The 17,727-nt window shown below is 59.5% G+C and carries 14 protein-coding genes and 5 pseudogenes; 6 read left to right on the top strand and 13 right to left on the bottom strand.

Translation table 11 applies throughout. The features are described 5' to 3' along the window. Positions 1–24 precede the first annotated feature (24 nt). Positions 25–1,077: a type III polyketide synthase gene (locus AMC88_RS25480; RefSeq protein ID WP_008534153.1), complete on the top strand. Its 1,053-nt coding sequence runs from the start codon at positions 25–27 to the stop codon at positions 1,075–1,077. A gap of 220 nt (positions 1,078–1,297) precedes the next feature. On the opposite strand, the gene AMC88_RS33760 is transcribed toward AMC88_RS25480, so the two are convergent. Then, positions 1,298–1,435, bottom strand: a complete 138-nt coding sequence (locus AMC88_RS33760) for a hypothetical protein (RefSeq protein WP_257784652.1) — start codon at positions 1,433–1,435, stop codon at positions 1,298–1,300. Positions 1,436–2,209: 774 nt separating this feature from the next. Here AMC88_RS33760 and AMC88_RS25475 point away from each other — a divergent pair. Continuing rightward, positions 2,210–3,088 carry a response regulator gene (locus AMC88_RS25475; RefSeq protein ID WP_016737392.1) on the top strand — a complete coding sequence of 293 codons (879 nt, stop codon included), beginning with the start codon at positions 2,210–2,212 and terminating at the stop codon, positions 3,086–3,088. Here the strand turns inward: AMC88_RS25475 and AMC88_RS25470 are convergent. The 3 genes and pseudogenes from AMC88_RS25470 to AMC88_RS25460 form a co-directional block, all read right to left on the bottom strand. After that, the gene (locus tag AMC88_RS25470) at positions 3,054–3,701 is read right to left on the bottom strand and encodes a BON domain-containing protein (protein WP_012489422.1); all 648 of its coding nucleotides are present in this window, start codon (positions 3,699–3,701) and stop codon (positions 3,054–3,056) included. The two genes, AMC88_RS25475 and AMC88_RS25470, sit on opposite strands and share 35 nt — an antisense overlap. A gap of 123 nt (positions 3,702–3,824) precedes the next feature. After that, positions 3,825–5,180, bottom strand: a complete 1,356-nt coding sequence (locus AMC88_RS25465) for a trypsin-like peptidase domain-containing protein (RefSeq protein ID WP_016737390.1) — start codon at positions 5,178–5,180, stop codon at positions 3,825–3,827. A gap of 108 nt (positions 5,181–5,288) precedes the next feature. Next, positions 5,289–5,531: pseudogene (locus AMC88_RS25460) on the bottom strand (alcohol dehydrogenase); the annotation flags it as partial. A gap of 22 nt (positions 5,532–5,553) precedes the next feature. On the opposite strand from AMC88_RS25460, the pseudogene AMC88_RS34145 reads away from it, so the two are divergent. Beyond that, a pseudogene (locus AMC88_RS34145) lies at positions 5,554–5,688 on the top strand (alcohol dehydrogenase); the annotation flags it as partial. A gap of 150 nt (positions 5,689–5,838) precedes the next feature. Here AMC88_RS34145 and AMC88_RS25455 read toward each other — a convergent pair. Next, positions 5,839–6,294 (bottom strand): annotated as a pseudogene (locus tag AMC88_RS25455) (pyridoxamine 5'-phosphate oxidase family protein). Positions 6,295–6,423: 129 nt separating this feature from the next. On the opposite strand from AMC88_RS25455, the gene AMC88_RS25450 reads away from it, so the two are divergent. Beyond that, the gene (locus AMC88_RS25450; RefSeq protein ID WP_008534144.1) at positions 6,424–7,245 is read left to right on the top strand and encodes a universal stress protein; all 822 of its coding nucleotides are present in this window, start codon (positions 6,424–6,426) and stop codon (positions 7,243–7,245) included. A 77-nt stretch (positions 7,246–7,322) separates the two neighbouring features. Here the strand turns inward: AMC88_RS25450 and AMC88_RS34610 are convergent. The 4 genes and pseudogenes from AMC88_RS34610 to AMC88_RS32315 form a co-directional block, all read right to left on the bottom strand. Then, positions 7,323–8,161: pseudogene (locus tag AMC88_RS34610) on the bottom strand (HAD-IC family P-type ATPase); the annotation flags it as partial. 167 nt (positions 8,162–8,328) lie between these two features. Further along, a complete protein-coding gene (locus tag AMC88_RS25440) occupies positions 8,329–9,423 on the bottom strand; it encodes a nucleotidyltransferase family protein (protein WP_012489416.1) in 1,095 nt (364 codons plus the stop codon). Positions 9,424–9,558: 135 nt separating this feature from the next. Then, a pseudogene (locus AMC88_RS25435) lies at positions 9,559–10,112 on the bottom strand (hypothetical protein). A gap of 127 nt (positions 10,113–10,239) precedes the next feature. Continuing rightward, entirely contained in the window at positions 10,240–10,914 is a 675-nt protein-coding gene (locus AMC88_RS32315) for an MreC domain-containing protein (RefSeq protein WP_008534132.1), read from the bottom strand. A gap of 598 nt (positions 10,915–11,512) precedes the next feature. On the opposite strand from AMC88_RS32315, the gene AMC88_RS25425 reads away from it, so the two are divergent. After that, positions 11,513–12,238, top strand: coding sequence for a DUF2726 domain-containing protein (locus AMC88_RS25425; protein WP_016737385.1), 726 nt, complete (start codon positions 11,513–11,515; stop codon positions 12,236–12,238). A 203-nt stretch (positions 12,239–12,441) separates the two neighbouring features. On the opposite strand, the gene AMC88_RS25420 is transcribed toward AMC88_RS25425, so the two are convergent. From AMC88_RS25420 to AMC88_RS25405, 4 genes are all read right to left on the bottom strand, one after another. Beyond that, on the bottom strand, positions 12,442–13,263 hold the full coding sequence (locus tag AMC88_RS25420; protein ID WP_016737384.1) for a DUF2182 domain-containing protein: 822 nt from the start codon (positions 13,261–13,263) through the stop codon (positions 12,442–12,444). Continuing rightward, positions 13,260–14,861 (bottom strand): tyrosinase family protein, encoded by a 1,602-nt coding sequence (locus tag AMC88_RS25415; RefSeq protein ID WP_016737383.1) that lies wholly within the window; start codon positions 14,859–14,861, stop codon positions 13,260–13,262. Before AMC88_RS25415 ends, AMC88_RS25420 begins: the two co-directional genes overlap by 4 nt. 72 nt (positions 14,862–14,933) lie before the next feature. Then, positions 14,934–15,326 (bottom strand): hypothetical protein, encoded by a 393-nt coding sequence (locus AMC88_RS25410; protein WP_029532339.1) that lies wholly within the window; start codon positions 15,324–15,326, stop codon positions 14,934–14,936. Between the two features lie 69 nt (positions 15,327–15,395). Continuing rightward, entirely contained in the window at positions 15,396–17,036 is a 1,641-nt protein-coding gene (locus AMC88_RS25405; RefSeq protein ID WP_016737381.1) for a M4 family metallopeptidase, read from the bottom strand. A gap of 499 nt (positions 17,037–17,535) precedes the next feature. Between AMC88_RS25405 and AMC88_RS25400 the strand changes: the two genes are divergently transcribed. Then, positions 17,536–17,727 carry a hypothetical protein gene (locus tag AMC88_RS25400; RefSeq protein ID WP_016737380.1) on the top strand — a complete coding sequence of 64 codons (192 nt, stop codon included), beginning with the start codon at positions 17,536–17,538 and terminating at the stop codon, positions 17,725–17,727.

The raw sequence follows: 17,727 nt of genomic DNA, 5'->3' as shown, positions 1-17,727 counted from the left end.
TCCCGCGCCGTCGCAAGGAGTCTTATGCAGCAACCCGTCAAGCTGGTATCCGTCGGCACCGCCGTTCCGCCACATGTCATCGACCAGCGTGACGCGGCGCGAGCCTCGCACACCGCGTTCTCATCGCGATTTGGCGATTTCGAAAAGCTGGCAAGGGTGTTCGAAACCTCGGGAATTCGGCGCCGCTATGCCGTCCGGCCGATCGAGTGGTATCTCGAGACGTCGGGATGGCCCGAACGAAACCTCGCTCATATCGAGGGCGCTGGTGCAATGTTCGTCGCCGCCGCCAGCAAGGCTCTCGTGTCGGCGGGCATTGCAGCAGGCGATGTCGACACGATCGTAACCGTCTCCTCGACTGGTATTGCGACACCTAGTCTGGAAGCGAGGGTAAGCCGAGAACTGGGCTTCCGGGACGATGTCGAACGGGTTCCCGTGTTTGGCCTCGGCTGTGCCGGCGGAGTCTCTGGGCTTTCAATCGGGTCACGGCTGGCGGCATCCCGGCCAGGCTCAGTCGTGCTGGTGGTCGCCGTCGAGACCTGCACGTTGGCATTTCGCATGGACAAGCTTACGAAGGCGAACATCGTGGCGACCGCCCTCTTCGGCGACGGGGCCGCCGCCTGCGTGGTGCGTGCTAGTGAGACCGGTCTGGCCGAGGTCGAACTTGCAGGCCAGCATACGTGGCCCGACACGCTAGACATCATGGGATGGAGCGTCGATCCGGAGGGTCTGGGCGTGATCTTCGATCGTGCGATACCACCGTTCGCCGAAACTCATGTGCTGAAGGGCGTAACGTCCATACTCGCCCGATCAGATCTTGCTCCTGCCGACGTTGACCGGTTTGCGTGCCACCCCGGTGGATCAAAGGTTATCACCGCCTTGGAATCGGCGCTTAAACTAAGCCAGGGAACCCTCGACCAGGAACGTGAGGTTCTCTCGGACTATGGGAACATGTCCTCGCCAACCGCGCTGTTCGTACTCGAGAAGCTTCTTGCGCAAGGACTACCCAGGAGAACTGTCCTGACGGCGATGGGACCGGGCTTCACCCTTAGCTGCCTCTCGTTGACGGCTGCAGCATGACCCGGCGATCATTCTCCAGGACGTTTTAAGATCGCATCGTTTGCAGAACGAACAGGACTCGAAACACGTAGCTGACGCTGCAAAGGCTGCGATTGCCGTGGGACACCCCAAGTCGAAGGCGAGGTTGCCACCTCGCACTCGAATCCTTTCTCTTGCGTGCCGGCGTAGCTGCGGCAGTATGGCTGGTGGTAGTCGCTACCCAATCCGGTCCTCTGTCGCACTAGGAGGAGCGTGCCCAGCGCCAATTCTGGATTTCCGGCAAGTCTTCTCCACGCTCCCGCACGAACGCCCGGTGCTCGTCGAGCTTTGCATGCAAGGCTGCCGTCACATCTGGCACCTTTTCGGCGAGGCCGGGCACGCGCGCGATCGGTCGCGATGTCTATCTGCGTGTATCTGAACCATGCGATCCAGCCATGGCACTGAATGTGCATCGGCAAACAAAAGCGGATTTACAACCAACGTTGTCAGATACGTCTCCCCCAAGCGGGATTGATGTCTCGGGGGCCAGTGTCTCTCGATTACGCCTGTCATCGATCGCCGACCTCGGCAGGCCACAAGGAGTGGGAAACTTTGATCTCCTACGCACTTTGCTCATCGCTTCCCATTCCTAGCTGCATTGAAGCGTATCTGGGGCAGAGTGACTTCAAATAGGCGCTTCAGCGGAGTCCACCGACCGAGGCACTGGATGTTCGCAACCAACTGCCGCTTTTCCGGAAGATGATGAGTTAAGGTGGCAGGAAACGGAATAAGACTGGTTGACGAGAAGCCCGGGAAAAACAACAGAAACTGGTTCGAAAGTTCTTGTTCGTTCATCAGCGCTTTTTGTTGGATTGTGAGAGCACGGATCCTGCCAACTGCTTGGTAGCAGTGCTGTATTTCGTGCTCGATAGAACCTGCGAAGCCTTGTCCTCCATCGCAGCTCCTGTCTGCTTTGAGGTGCCCGCCTGCAAGGGCTCTGTTGCAAGATCGACTCCGACTATGTCCTGATGTACCCGGCGATCCGCCCCGGCAGCTACGTCCTCATTTCCGTGACCGACACCGGCACCGGAATGACGTCCGATGTGATGGAGAGGGCTTTCGACCGTTCTTCACCGCGAAACCGACGGGCTCGGGAACGGGGCTTGGGCTGAGCATGGTCTACGGTTTCGCAAAGCAATCCGCAGGGCACCTGCAGCTCTACAGCGAACTTGGCGAAGGGACGACGGTGCGCCTCTTTCTTCCACGCGCCGACGCCGGAAAGGATTCTCATCCGAACGAGCAGCGGGCTGAGGAAGCCCCGCCTCGGGGCACGGAAACTATCCTGGTGGTCGAGGACGACGCGAGAGTTCGCCGAGTGACGGTCAGCCGCCTGCAGACGCTTGCCTACTTCGTGATCGAAGCTACGAACGGGATCGACGCGGTGAAGGAGCTGGAGGCGGGGCATGACGTAGCGCTCCTGTTCAGTGATGTGGCCATGCCGGGAATGAACGACGACGAACTGGCCCGGAATGTCCGGGAGCGCTGGCCGAGGGTGAAAATTCTCCTGACGTCGGGCTTTTCTGAACCCCATGCCGCGGACAAGGAGATCGAAGCGGGCGCCGGCTGGCTGAAGAAGCCGTACACTGCATCGGAGATGTCGACACGTCTCAGGCTGCTGCTCGCCACGAGGCCTAATAGCGATTCTGCTCGACAGCAGGATTTCAATTTAGAAAAATCAAACCCAAACCTCAATCGCGCTGCCGTTGCGGGGACTCATATCTTTCTTCGCGGAAGATCCCAGCCTACGTCGCCACCCAAGGTCGCTCTCCAAGAACATCAATGGTCGCCTTGTGCTCGCGACGGAGGCTCTGCAACGGGTGGTGCGGAATTTCGTTCCGAAGACGAGATCTGCGCGCAAGTCGATCAAGGAAATTGGGCTCTATGCGAAGGGCGCTCAGCGGCGCCCTTGCTGCTGAGTGTGGGCAGAGCAGTAATGTCTAGCCAATCCCGATATTCGATCACCCGACCGTCAGTCGGTCGTCGAGAGTGCTGATCCCTGGAGCGGACCATGCAGCGCGCTCCGCCGCCTGCCGTTCCGACCAGGTCTTCACCTTGCCGGAGAGGATTACCTTTCTGCCTTGGACGTCGATTCTGATTGCATCGGCCTCAAGAGCGGCGTCGCGCTGGAAAGCATCCTCGATGCGTTTCTTGACATCCACCGCCGTAATATGCGGCTTCAGCTCCACTAGGTTGGACACCCCTACTACGCCGGCGAGATCCCGCACGGCGTCGTAGGCCGCGTTCTTTTGATATTGCCACTCGACCTCTCCCCGCAAGGTGATCCACCCTTTGAGGACCCGCACCTGCACCGAATCCTTTGGCACGGAAACGTTCCAGTCGAGCATTTTGACAGCTCGCCGGGCGATGTCGTCGTCGTCTGTTTCCTTCGGCCCGAAAATCCGGACCTCGATATCGGCAGCTATTCCGCGCACGCCCTTGACGCGACTAACCACGCGCTCTGCGGCTTCTTTCTCCGCGTAGGTGCGCACGTGACCAGTCAGTGTGACGATCCCGCTATCGACCGCGACGCCGATATCAGCCGCGTCGATGCTGGGCTCGAATTCCATTTCGTCGAGAATGTTCTGTCTGAGTTGAATGTCGTTCATGACAACCTCCTTCAGGTTTGCGACGTGCCGATCGTGACAGCGCCGCAGATTTTCGTCGTTGATCTTCATCAAGCACGAGAGCGACCTTGGAATTTCAGCGGACAGAACACGGTCTGCGGGCTGCTACTGGGTCTGCACGTCAGCGGCCACGAAGAGGCGGTGGCCGTTCCTCACGACGGTGATGAGAGCACGGGCATGCTCCTTCACGAGTATTGAGAGGAGTTGCCCGACGTCCGTCACCGGCTGCTGGTCGAGAGCGACGATAACGTCGTCCGGCTGCAGGCCGGCCTGTGCCGCGACCGAACCCTCGGCGACGACGACGACGCGGGCGCCGGGACCATCGGGAGAGTTCGCCATCTCGGCGTCGGCGAGAGGGCCGCGGGCGATATGAATGGTACGCGAAGCAGCCGGTTCGGCAACCGGTGCGTCGGACACCACGGGAAATGCTTCTATCCTTCGGCTCGCGCGGTCGATCTGGAAGGACGGCTTGGACTGCAACGGTAGCGATCCCACAAGCCTTCGAACGTCGGACGCGCCGCGCACCGTCCTTCCGTCGACCATCCGAATGACGTCGCCCGGCTGAATTCCTGCATTTGCCGCCGGTGAACCCGGAAGGACTTCGCTGACCAGCGCGCCCGCCCCTTCATCGACGCCGAACGCCTTTGCGAGACCGGGCGTCAGGTCCTGCGTTAAAATTCCCACCTCGCCGCGTACCAACTTGCCGGTCAGGATGAGCTGCCGCATCACGATGCCGACAGTCTCGGCTGGGACCGCAAAACCGATGCCGATGCTTCCTCCGGCGGGGCCGATGATCGCGCTATTGATCCCGACCACGACGCCGTCCTCGCTTACAAGCGCGCCGCCCGAATTGCCGGGATTGGTCGACGCGTCCGTCTGAATGAATCCTTCGTACCCCTCCGATCCCACGGCACGGCGCCCAAGCGCGCTTACGATGCCCATCGTCGCGGTCTGGCCCAGGCCGAAGGGATTCCCGATCGCCACGACGACGTCGCCGACGTGAAGCGAGGACGCGCTTCCAAACTCGGCTTGAACAAGATGATCAGGTGGAATTTGAACGACAGCGACATCCGTCTCGGGATCGGCGCCGACAAGTTTCGCTTGGAAGCGTCGGCCGTCGGAGAGCGCCACCTCGATTTTTGAGGCGCTTGCTATGACATGCTGGTTGGTGACGATGTAGCCGTGGACCTCGTCGATGACGACACCCGATCCGGCCGATTGGAAGCTGTGCTCTGCCGGCGCAGCGTCGTCAGGTAGTCCGAAGAACTTTCTGTAGAAGGGATCAGCAAGCGTTGCATCCGCGTCGTCGAGTTCCCTGCCCTGCACCGAGATGCTGACGACGCTCGGCACGACACGCTGGAGCATCGGCGCGAGCGACAGGCTGTCTGCAACGGCTGGAGCCGACAATAGGCTCTCACCTGCGATGAAGAGCGCCGCCAAGGCGAGCAACGAACGCGACATCTCTGATCTCCTTGCGGAAGCGCCGCCGGTTGTCGGCGGACGTCTTGACGAAGAAGCTTTTGTGTAGCGCAAGCAAAGCGCATTGATCCTTGTCAAGGGGAACATCGGCTACGGAACGATCACGGCGGCTCCAGAGACACGGCCTGCGCGCAGATCGTCGAGAGCCTCGTTCGCATGCTCGAGGGGGTAGACGCTGGTGAAGCATCTGACCCCTGCCGCCTTCCCGATCGAGAAGAATTCCGCCCCGTCGCTCCGCGTCAGGTTCGCCACCGAGACGACCCGCCGCTCGCCCCAGAGCAGACGATAGGGCATGCTCGGAATGTCTGACATGTCGATGCCGCCGCAGACCAACGAGGCCGGACGGAAGTTCACGCTTGATCTTGGCGCCGTCTGGACCGGGTTTTCCGGTGAAAGGCCGCCGGTGCCGCTCGACGCCGCCATCATCTTCGCGCCGGCCGGCGAGCTCGTGCCAATGGCGCTCGACGTGGTGCGGAAGGGCGGAACGGTTGCCGACCGGCAAAGATCCGTCTTGAATCAGAGCGCCCGCGCGAAACGCGGGTGCGAGGTGAAATTAGATGTGGCGCTTGGATATAGGCCGCGTAGATATGGCATGTGGTGCTCCGATTGTGGGATGCGGGTTCGGCTCGAGCATCGACGGTCATTCCGTTCTGACTGCACTGCGTCCCGACACGGCCGTGACGGCAATGCCGTAGAAGACATGAGGAGAGCCATCGGGCATGGGGAACTCCTGGGGCTTTATAGAGCCGATTTCCCACCAGTCCGAATACTTTTGGAGAAGACCACGCGTGGAGCCGTTCGCTTTGTCGCGCCTCGCTGTCAGGAAATTCCTCGAACCTGCCTTCGACGACGATGCTCGTCCACCCGCCGGCGCTCGAACGCTGCTCGATGTGTAGGCAGACCTTGTCGTTCCCCGCATCCAGTCGAGCTTCTTGCCGGGCATGGTGAAGCTATAGGCGACGCCGTTGGAAAAGGCGAAATAGATCGCCGCCACGTAGAGCTGCCCATCCTTGCAGCATGCCAGATGACCGAAACGCTCGTTCTCCAGGATGCGGTAGCACTCACCGGGGTTGATCTCCGTCAGATTGATCGTCATGGCCGTGTCCTCCAGCTTCGATGAAGGCGCGATTATAGGAGCTTCATTGCGCCGCGGCCTTGACCAAGCGCAATGCGAACTCTCTCAGCGGCATGCATCATGACGGAAGTTAAACCTCAGGAGGCAAGCATGAAGCCGCAGTTCCATCTCCCGTTGTCGACCTATCCCGACGCGAGTTCCTTCGCCATAATCGACAATGCTATCGGCCTCGCTAGGCAGAATGACGCCCATCTCGTCGCCAGTATCCCACAAGTCCGGATCCCCCAGGTCCATCCGCCCTTTCCCACCGTTATCGATGTCGAGACATGGCGGGGACAAGCAGAACGGTATAGCCGGGACAGCGGGACTTCGCTGCGGGGACACATCGCCGACGCTATTTCGGAAACTGGCTTCGAGGTGCGAATCCACGGATTCGAGGTCAGGGAACCGTTCGTCTATGAACGCTTTTCTGAAATTGCCAAGTGCTACGACCTTTCCATCGTCGAAGCCTCGGAGCTCTCCCGGCAACTCTCCGAAACGCTGCTATTCGGAAGCGGCCGTCCGCTCGTGCTATTTCCAGCCACCAGCGTCTACTCTCGTGTGGACACGATCGCCGTCGCCTGGGACGGCAGCGCCACCGCAGCGCGCGCCCTTTCCAGCGCACGGGTCTTCATCGAACGCGCGATCAAGGTGCAGGTCATCTCGATCACCGACGACAAGGAGATCGACGAGGCGAACCGCGCCCTCCTGATCTCTTCGTTGAAGCATTCGGGACTCGACGTGGATGACGTATCGATCCAGGCAGGCGGCGAGACCGCGACAGGCGCCATCCAATCGGCCGCGCTGGAACGAAAGGCGGACCTTCTGGTCGCGGGCGGATTTGGCCATTCGCGGCTTCGTGAGTTCATCCTCGGCGGCGTCACTCGAGAACTTCTCGTCAAGGCCGAGCTACTAGTGCTTCTCGCCCATTAGAGGGCGCGAAGGGCGTTTAGAATGACCGCGACGTCGATGGCCTCCTAAAGCAATGCCCCGCCGACTGGCGGAAGGTATTGAAGCCGGTCTTCGAGCGTGATCGTGCCAGCCGGCGTGCCGTCAAACACTACCTTGACACGCATTGCGCTGCCTGACCCGTTAGGCGTCTCCTCCGACGCCGACGCGCACGCCATCGACGATTCCGGATCCCGCGGTCTCGGTCACCTCCGATGGGCGGCTCACTCCCAACCCACGTCTATGCGCCTCGTCCACCAGCGCGCGTCCGACCACATGGCCCGACGCCTGGTCCAGCGAGGCGGCCAGCCGCAGGATCCTGTTAGGATGCTCCGATCCCTCGATGTGGCCGACTTCGGGCTGTCCCGCGGTGAGCGTCCCCGTCTTGTCGAACACCGCCACGGTGGCCTGGACGAGTGCCTCGAGAGGTCCCGCACCCTTCACCAGAACGCCCTCCTTCGCAAGTGCGACGGGTACGGCCAGGATCAACGGACAGGGCGTGGCGACGACCAGCACGGCCACGATCCTTGACAGGTCTCCGGACATGAACGCCGAGACGCCTGCAATCGCTACCGTGGCGAACAAGAACCACACCGAGAACCGGTCGGCCAGTCGCATCAGCTTCGCCTTGGAGCGCCTCGATGCTTCCACGAGCCTCACTATTCCGGTATTCCGGCATAGGTGCTGTCTCGGCGCGACTTAGAACGCGGATTTCGATCACGTCCCCCTCGTTCGTAGCGCCACTTGAAATGTTGCCATCCCTCGCGATGCGCACCCTTAAAGGCTCTCCGGTCAGGACCGCCTGGTCGATCGTCGCGACTTCGCTGACGAGAGCCCCGTCGGCCGGTACGACGTCGCCCTTGCGTATCAGGAGCACGTCGCCGACCGCGATCTTCTCGATTGACCCCCTTGCTATGTAGATCAGCGCTTCGCCTGCCCGGCGCTGGCCGGGGCCAGATCTGAGACCGTGCGATGCAGATATTCGGCACAGGACCCCGCAGGACCATATTCATCTTCATTGTCTTCACGACTTCGAATCAAATCAACTGCTTAGCCTTGAAAGACGGCCTATTCTCCAAACGGAAGTTCAATTTCTTCGCCGTTTCTTTTTCCGCCCTCGGTCAGGACCGTGTTGAGCCGCTCGGCATCTTGTGCTGGCAGCATTCCCGCCCCGGTTCGAATACCTTCTCGCCATGTAGGCCCGCGCCTCCATGCTTCGTTGTAGACGAGCGCCAAGTCGGTAGATCGCCTTGTCTGCTGCAGCGCTTCGAAGAGCAGCGCAGCTTGTCGGATGTCCTTCTCACGCTTCGCCGGCCCCTGCCCGTCCGTGTTTCGGCGGCTGGCGACTATTAGCTTGTGGACGGCATACCGGGACGGATCAGGGACGACGACCGGAACACCGCTTCGGTGGAGCAGCATTGTCCTGACGGGTTCCCTTATGAGGAAGTCGAGAAAGCGCAGTGGATCCGCGCTGGCGCCACCAAGAGCGGGCATCTTCGCCGGCTGATCGATGTAGTCATCCGAACCACGGTTCGACGTCAGGAACTCAACCCTGTAGCCGTCGGCATTCTGAAACGCTGACGATACCGCGGCTCCCGATCGATGTGGAACTGGACGAAAGCTGGCGTCGACGCCCTGCAGCAACTCAAGGATCGGAGGCAGACTATCTTCGACCTCCCGACTGATGGCATAGTCCTGGGCGATGTCAGCATCGCCGGTCAGGATCGCAGCCATGGGAAGACGGACACCGAGCAGTCCTGAATAGCACTGAAAGGCCACCGTGCCTATGAGAATACCCCGGAGCCGAAAGAGACCGCCATCGGCAAGAGCCTCGACGATATCGCCCGACATGGCGTCAGGGGCGATCATCCCGCCTTCGCGGGTCAGGGTATTTACCAAGCGCCTGCGAGCGCGTAGATCGTCCTTGTCCCGCTTATGATCAGCTACGCGCTGTGCGATAACCGGATCATCAGCGGAACCGACGTAACGACGTTTCGTACCACCATGTCCATCCGGGATGTCGAAATACCAGTACTTGCGCCCCTTGATGTTTGCCGGGGTGAACCGACCCTCCGGAGGGAAATCGGCCGTCCAAGCGGCGTCGAGCGAGCGCTGACCGAGCTCAGCGAGCATCGTCTGATACATGAGGTCGATGGACTTCATAGCTCGACTCCAGGGTTATACTGTTTTTCAAAAACAGTATAACGGTCGTGAGGATAGGTCGCAAGATAGGATGCCGCCTCTATCGCCTTGAAAGGACACCTGCAACAAGCTTAAAAGGCAGGCAGCGCGTCACGCTCATCGTTCAAACCGCTCCAGCATTTTTCTCAACTGCGCGTTTTGCAACGTTAGCTTTCTGGCCAGCTGATCCCTGAGCATCCTGATCTCGTCATCGAGGCTCATCCCGTTTGCAGTTTGGATAAATTGGGGATCGTCTGCAATCGCCACCGCTTCCTTGCTGCGGCTCCTTTGCTCGCGCGGTGCGACTCGGCAATTCGCTTGAGCCTAGCGGCATCATTCGCAGCGGTGACGTCGAAACCAGTACCACCTGATATAGCGGGATCAGCGACCTCCACGATTTCGGCAACTTCGCCGTCGACCTTGTCGTGGACATCGCTTTCGGCTTCTTCGGAATGCACAGGCTTGAGGGAAATTGCACCGGGTTGACCGTGACGAGGTAGCTCCGCGCCTGCCGGCCGACCATCGCTATTCAGGCTGTCCTCGGCAGGCGTTTCAGTCGGACCAGAACTAGGCAACGCCTCCGGCGAAACCTTCTCGGTCGAGCCGCTTTCTCGCTTTTGTTCGCGTCCCGGTGAGACCAGTCGGGCAAGAAATTTCCAGGGAGACGCCATCTATCCGACCTCGCGTTTTATCCCGCAAGCAGGCAGTAAGTCTTCATTCCGGCAACAGCTCACCGTCGCCAAATTTTATCTCTTGATAAGCATGGAAATGCGGCCGGCGATTGACCAGCTGCTTTTATCAATCGAGCTTGAGCCGTTTGCGCAGATCGGCATTTTCAGCGCGAAGTTTTTCAGCCAGAAGCTTGCGCAGCCGCTGATTTTCCTCTTCTAACTGCAGGAGGTCCGCCATTTCATCGATCGCTGTCATCGGCGCGGCAGGCGCCGGCTGCACAGCCTTTGGAGCGCGGCGCACCGGTGCGCGTTTGGCACTCGCCGCAGCTTCGACCACCTTTGTCTTGCGCCCTCTCCTCTTCACACCACCGGCGCCGGCCAGAGCAGCTGCTGGCTCTGCCGTAGTGTCAGCTGACGCGGTTTCGAGTGCCGCGGCTTTCTTGGCCCTGGGTTTGCGCTGTTTCTTCGGCGTAATTGGCGTTTCGACAACGGCCGGCACATCGGCACTGGTTGCAGTATCAGTCTCGTCGGCCATGCTCGTCTCCTGTGTATCTGATGCAGTTGTCGACGGCTCAAGAGGCGGTGTCAACAACGACTCAGCCTGATCTGGTTTTGGTAGAGAAATTTCGCTGTTGGATTTGCCACTCTGAGAGCTATCCGACAGAAACGGCATTGCCTCTTTGTCTAGGTCGCGAGCGACGGATTTTAGGTCCACGTTGCCCCAGATCGAGTTCGACCTAGTATCGAGTTTTCGTCTGCCGCTTTTGTACTCGACGGCAAAACTGCGTTGCACTTTTTTCAATATAAAAGCCCTTGAAAAATTCACGGGATGATTTGGTGATGGGGTGGTGTATCCGAAATAACGATTACCGGACTGCCCGTCTATAGCCACGCTCGAATGTCCACCTCACCTTTCCAGGAGCAGAATTCGTGGCCAGTCGAATGGGGGATGAGACGGGTGAGGCTACATTGGCCCTGAACGAAGTCAAACCGTACTGATTCAAAAGTTGCACGTGGGCAACTTATCGGCGAGCTTCCTTGTTGTGCATCGCCGGAGTCTTAAAAGATTTTAACTGCCGAACCCTCAATCGAAGAAGCAATGCGCCTGTCAACCTTGTCTTTCTTTGCTCGCCTGCCGGGCCAGTTCCCTTCGATCCATTATGCGATCTTCCTGGCCCAAAACGTGAACTCCATAGCAACAAGCCGGCCGCTGGCCTCGAAAGCTCTCCCAGTACCAGCGACGTAGGAATGTCCTGGGCCGAGCGGATTGCGACTGACCGCTAGAGCCAATATCGGTGCGCCGGCGGAAGCTTCATGCGTGCGAGCCCTCATTCTTTTGGATGACTTTCCGCGCATCGTAAAAGCGTCATACTATCTTGGCGGGAAATTCGGAGAGGGGCATGCATTATCGCCAAAGGTCGGTGCTGTCTGCGGCACCTTGGCTGATCATCGGAGCTGCCGTAGTAGGCGCTTCGAGCGGTGTAACTGTTGCAGACTTCGAAAAGCCGGAACTGCTAATCGCCGCCCTGCTTGTCGGCCTTATCATCGGCATGTCCGTTGAGCAGTTCCTAACCAGGACGAGCAGACAGGCGTGGCGCGAGAGAAACAGGTCACGATCGGAGGAAAGGCGCTGGAACGAGCGCATCATACAGGAACCCAGGCTTCAGACGCCAGCTGCTGAGCCATTGCGTCCAGTCGACGCCACGGATCAACTGCGTATTGTGATGCGCTCCAATTTCACCATTCAGCCATTGTTGAACAAGAGCGAAGCCCGGGTGTTTCGGGAACTCGACAGCGTCGTGATCGGCTGCAATTCCACCTGGCAGGTGATGGCTCAGGTTTCGTTGGGCGAGATCCTTCGAAGTGCCGACCCAGACGCCTACAGTTGCATCAACTCCAAACGTGTCGACTTGCTCCTCGTCGACGGCAATTGCCAACCGAGGCACGTCATCGAATACCAGGGCGGAGCACACCACCAAGGCACCGCGGCCGCGCGTGATGCGGTAAAGAAGGAGGCGCTGCGACGCGCCGGGATCGGCTATTATGAGGTGGTGGCTGGCCAAACGACGCCGTCGGAACTCAGGCGATTGGTCGAGAAGCTGGTGGACAACCCGCGTGTCACTTAAAGCGATATCATCACAAACCTATGCACGGCCGAGCCTCTTCGACAGGAAGAAACGATTGTCTTGCCGCGATGTAATTGAGGCACACCCGGAATGATCTCCGATCTCCAGGCGGTTCGCGAAAATCTGTTTCCGGCCAGTCGCGCAGCGATCGAGGACTTGCAGGCGTTCCCTTGGCATCGTGATCGAACCAATCGAATCCAAGCCTACAAGGCGCATTCGTCGCAAGCCATCGTAATCGATGTACTGCCAGAACTTTGTCGCCATCCCGCAACGTTCCGGGCGATGAGCCTGATGGCCCTTGAAGGCACCCGGAATTGCCAGCGAGGCGCACAGGCCGGCTCCAGTCGCTCCGCCCAGATGTAGACGGCGACAATTGCCATGAGTGGCAGATGATGCGACGGCGCAAGCAAGGGCAACAGCATCAAGCCCCAACAGCTTGCAATGCACCAGAGACCGTGTGTCATCCCCCATGCCAGCACATTTTCATAGGCCGCCGGCGGAAAGGCGGCCAGGCTGGGGCGGCGATGACACCGGTTCAGGGCGACCTGCTTCCAGGGTGAAATCTGCCAGATAAACGCGATGATCAGGCACGCGACCAGAGGCAGGGCGGAACTGGTTGAAGCTAGGCGCAGCGTGATCGCGACGCCGAGGAGAGCAATACCCGCCACCATCCATGTACCGAGATAACTGACGACAAACAACAGCTCGGCCCACGGCCGCACGCGCCAGAAGCTGCGCTCGCGCACATGCCTCAGTGGAACAGAGAGCGTCGGCAGCATCATTGCCATCACCATCATCGCCCAGCTGACGATCAGCTGCAAAGGTGAGACGTAACTGAAGAAAAAGGCATAAGTCTTCGGTGAGGGAGTGGACCAGACGAAAGCAGCGGAACAGATCGTCGGCATGGAGGTGCTGTCGCCGCCGACAGCCAGGGGAATCCATGCCGAGCCGGCAGCCAGTGCGAGTGGCGCAAAACCGCGGCGCCACTCGCGCACCGCAGGAGAGGTGCTGCGCAAGACGCTCACTCGAATTGCCGATAGATGCTGATCCGGCCGATTTTGATATTCGCCGCATCCGGGATGTTTTCGAGCGGGACGAAACTTACCGGCAGGCGGGCGACATCAAATTCGCCGTCGAGGTGCATTTTATCGACAATGTCTGTGATTTCCAGCTTGTATGTGATGCCGTTTCCGGAATGTTTGCCTGCCGGATCGCTCGCCTGCGTCACGCCAAAGAGCGCGACACTGCCCGCCAGATATTTCTTGTTCCCGGCGGGATCGGCCCCCTCGGGCAGCCCGACATAGACCTGGAATATCACGGCGTCATGCACGCCGGTGACATTCTCGAGATTGAGAAACACGCGGTCGGGCGCCGTCGGGGCGATCCTGTTGGCGCTCAGGCTTTGGCTCACCCTGGCCCTCGCATCCGGCTCGACCTTGACAGAGCTGCGCATAGTGCCGCTGCCGGCGAGCGACATGCCGCTGTCGCTGGCCGCGACCAGTTCCACCTTGTTCTGTGTCGGCATGTCTAAACCTCTTGTGGCAGCAACGGAACTCCGCGCAATGCCCAGTCTCTCCATGCGTGCGGCGACGGTGACGATCGGTCCGGCCTCCGCGCCGGGTGTCAGGTCGTCGTATTCATAGCCCAGACTGGCCAAGTCCTGCATTTTCGTCGGAGTATAAACCCATTTGGTCTTATCTGGGTTCGGCATTGTAAATTCGCGCTCACCGATGCTCGCCGGCCCATCCAACCATTTGGAGTCTGTCGGATTTTGCCAATCCGTCGGCGAAGTAAAGGGTTTGCCTGTGGGAAATTTGTTCCAGCTCTCCCACAACCGATCGATATTGCAGTGATGTAGGTAAAAGATAGGGTCGAGCGCTGCCGCGGTCGGAGTCGACATCAGGCCCGGCAATGGGCGCCCGGCCTGAGGCGAACCTGGCGGAAACACCAGGGTTGGGTGACCACCACCAACCAGCACATGGATGATGTTGTGCGGATCCGATTCGATTCCGCCGCTTTCTTCGCCGCTCCAGCTGAAGCCCGTTTCAACGCCACCGAATCCGGCACTGCCCCCGCCGCCGGGTCCGGCAAATTCTGGATCCTGCATCGCATTCAGGTTGGTTTGCGAGCTGACGTCGAATGGTGTGCTGCTGCTGAGCACCCCCCACCGCTGTTCGACAAACAGCGGATTGTCTCCGGTGCCATCCGGCCAATTGGCCGTGCGGAATGCCGGCGGCAGGACGTCCTGATCGGTTCCGAAATAGTTCCAATAGGGCAAGGCCCAGCTGGCGCTTGGTCCGTTGAGCAGTTCGATCTCGTGCCGGAGCATATTTTCCAGAGCCAGGAGATACCCGCGATGCCAGGGCAGGAAATACCAGCTCTGGTGCTGACATTGGTCGAGATAGGTCGACGTGTCGGATGCATTGGGGTCCGCATCGGCACTGTCGGTGATCTGATAGAAATCCCAGAGCCCGCGCCACATCCCATGAATCGCCGCATAGAAGTTCCAGCTTGTCGGATCTTCCAGCTTGCGGGCCTTCATCGCCTTGACGCCCCTTGCATACCAGAGGATCGGGTCGGCCCAGTCACTTCCCAACTCAAAGATATTCTCCCGTTTGCGCATCGCACTGTCCTCTCAGGAAACGATCGAGAATTGCTGGCCGCAGACTGCACGCGACCACTCAGGCCGGCCGCATCAAACGCGCACCGCATAGAACGTGGCCGTATAACCCGCGGGTGACTGACCATTGGAGTGGGTCACTGTCCGAATAACCGTACCGACGATGGTGTCGATCTGGTCCACGCCGTTCGGCCAGCGGGGAACGGGATAGCCGAGATAGTCGTAGACCCATTCCTCGTTGTCGATCATGCCGCGCCCCTGCCATTTCAGCGTCGCCGGCGCGCCGTCCGTGGCAGCCCCGTCGAGGGAAAGAGACCAGCCGGTTCCGCCAAGAGAACCGCCGATCTTGCCGGGCGCAGGCTCGGACAAAATCAGCGTTCCCGCGCCAAAGCGCAAACTGTCGAAAGATGCGGAAAGGTCGGGGTTGTTCACCAGGCTTCGATAACTCCAGATGCCGGAAAAGCTTATCGCCATGATAGTCCTCCTTCGGTGAAGCATGCTCAAATCATGTGGCGAGCGGCAGAGGGTCCCCCCGCGTCAGGCGATGCCGACACCGTCGAATGACGCGTCGATCGCCGAAATCCGTCGCGCAAGCTGAGCGGATGGAGCGGTCCTGAACAAGGTGCGTGCCGCACTGACGACAGCCCGACGACTGTCACGGAATTGCGAGGTGCGCGAGAGCAGCTGCGTCACCGCGACATAGAAGACCGCGGCGACTTCGTCTGGCGTGAAGACCAGACTGCCGCCTTCCTCCGCCACCAGCATGAGATAAGCCGCCTTGTTATGGATACCGCTGTTGACATGCACCCCTCCCCAGTCGCCATTCTGAGTGACCGGCATGATCCGATACTGGTTCATATGTGCAGGCTGGCCCCGCGACGCGGGATCGGACATGTCGCGGATGGGACCGCCGCCTCGCGCGAACCCCTGCCCGAGCCTCCAGTCCCATTGGCGGGGATCGGGATTGCCTCTATTGGCGATCAGCATGCCGAAAATATCGGAATAGGATTCGTTGAGCGCTCCGGATTGCGCTGCATATTCGAGGCGTGAGGTATTGTCGGTCACGCCATGGAACATCTCGTGCCCGACGATATCGAGCGCGGCGGCCAGGGTGAGAAGCTGGTTGCCGTTGAGCACCTGGCCATAGACCATTTGGACGCCATTCCAATAGGCGTTGAACCACTGGTTTCCACCGGGGCTTTCGCGCATGACGACGCAATTGATGCTGGCGTTCATCGGGCCGCCGCGATTGTCGATATTATTCCTCAACACGACTTCACGGAGGAAATGCGCGACGGCCGCCGCATTTGCATGCGCGCTGACTGCGGCAGGCGGCCAGGCAGGTCCTATTTCGTCCCCCGGCAGCAGGGCATCGTTGACGTTCGGATCCCGAAAACGAAAGTCGAAGGTCTGGATATTGTTCACCGTGTCCTTCAGAACGGCGCGGGCACCAATTTTTTCGACATTTATGGTCCGTTGAACATTGCGGGCGTCGAAGGCGAGCTGCTCCTCGGCGGCCATTGTCGGGGTACGCGGTAATTCCGCAATCACCCTCCCGGTATTCGCATCCACCACGTAGTCGAAATAACGCGGCCTCAACGGACCGGATCCGGCACTCTCCGGCATCGTCACCTCGACGTCCTCGAAAATATATGCCAGATGCCATTTGTCCTTCTTGGCCTCGTAATAGAAACTGAGACGGGGCGCGACACCGGCGATCTTCTTCTTGAACTGGCCTTTCTTGTCGACCGCCGACGCCGCTCTGGTGGCCGAAATCTTCGCCACAGGCGGAACATTGGTCGGCTCCCCCAGCGCCGAATTCAGGCTCACGAGTTTGTTGTCGTCGTCCAGCTCCACGGTCACCAGCGACCCGTAGACAGGGATGTCGTGGAACGCCTGGCGAAATTTGACGGTACGGGTATGGGTCAGTGGAACCGTTTCTGTGCCGATAACCTTGAATTGAGAGTCAGCGTTTTCTGCAGACGGCGCAGTAAAGTCGGGGACGCTATTGCTTGTGAGCGCATGGCCGAGATATCGACGGGCCGCAGTCTCAGGGTCCACCACCTGTGTGGCAGCAGGCTCAAACGCGAAGGTCGGGAGGTCAGACTGTTCTTTAGCGAGAGCGGCGAACATAGGAGCCGATCCGGCGTCCGATACGTGCATCGAAAAAGATTTCATCCCGTTTCCGGGCCTGTGTGACTCTGCCATGGCAAATCCCCATCCCCATAGAGGCAGCCGCGTCGCAGGCGGCACGCCGGCTATGCAGTGTTGCTTCGGTCAAATCCGATATCGCTCACACCCTTCTAAATCGTTCGCGGAGGTATCCATGCTCGTCGGCTCGCCATCTGTAGCGCACGTCCTGTTCGTTCTGCCCGCGTCTACGGTTCAACGCCAAAGTCACAAAAGCACAGCATGCTCCGCGAGTAGGGTCACGACATAGTCGCGTCCCCCTCCGAGAGAGGATCCGGAAGAACTGAAATGGTGTGGATGCCCTTATAACGATAGGTTTTATTAAAACACGAACGCAAGCAACCATCAAGAGCTTTATCGTTCATAGTACAATTATTTCATGCACTCATTATTACTTGTAGGGACGATGGATCCATAGGTGTGCAGGTGGCCGCATTAGGCCTTGCAGGGAGAAAACGCGCACCAGCCGCCTGGATGAGAATCTGCATTGGTCGGCAAGGCGGATTTAGGCTCAGAGGCGGGTCTGGGAGAGCAGGCAACTTGCGAGCACGAGCAGCTTGAGCATGATGGCGACGAGGAGATCTTGGCTATTTTTCCTGCGGCTTTGAATGTGTTTGCTAAGCGAGCAAGAGCGGGGGGACTGAACCGCGCCGGGTTTGCCGGAGACCGTTTGGTTTAA

It is taken from the genome of Rhizobium phaseoli (assembly GCF_001664385.1).
GTDB classification, from domain to species: Bacteria; Pseudomonadota; Alphaproteobacteria; order Rhizobiales; family Rhizobiaceae; genus Rhizobium; species Rhizobium phaseoli.
This window is presented reverse-complemented; position numbering and strand designations above follow the sequence as displayed.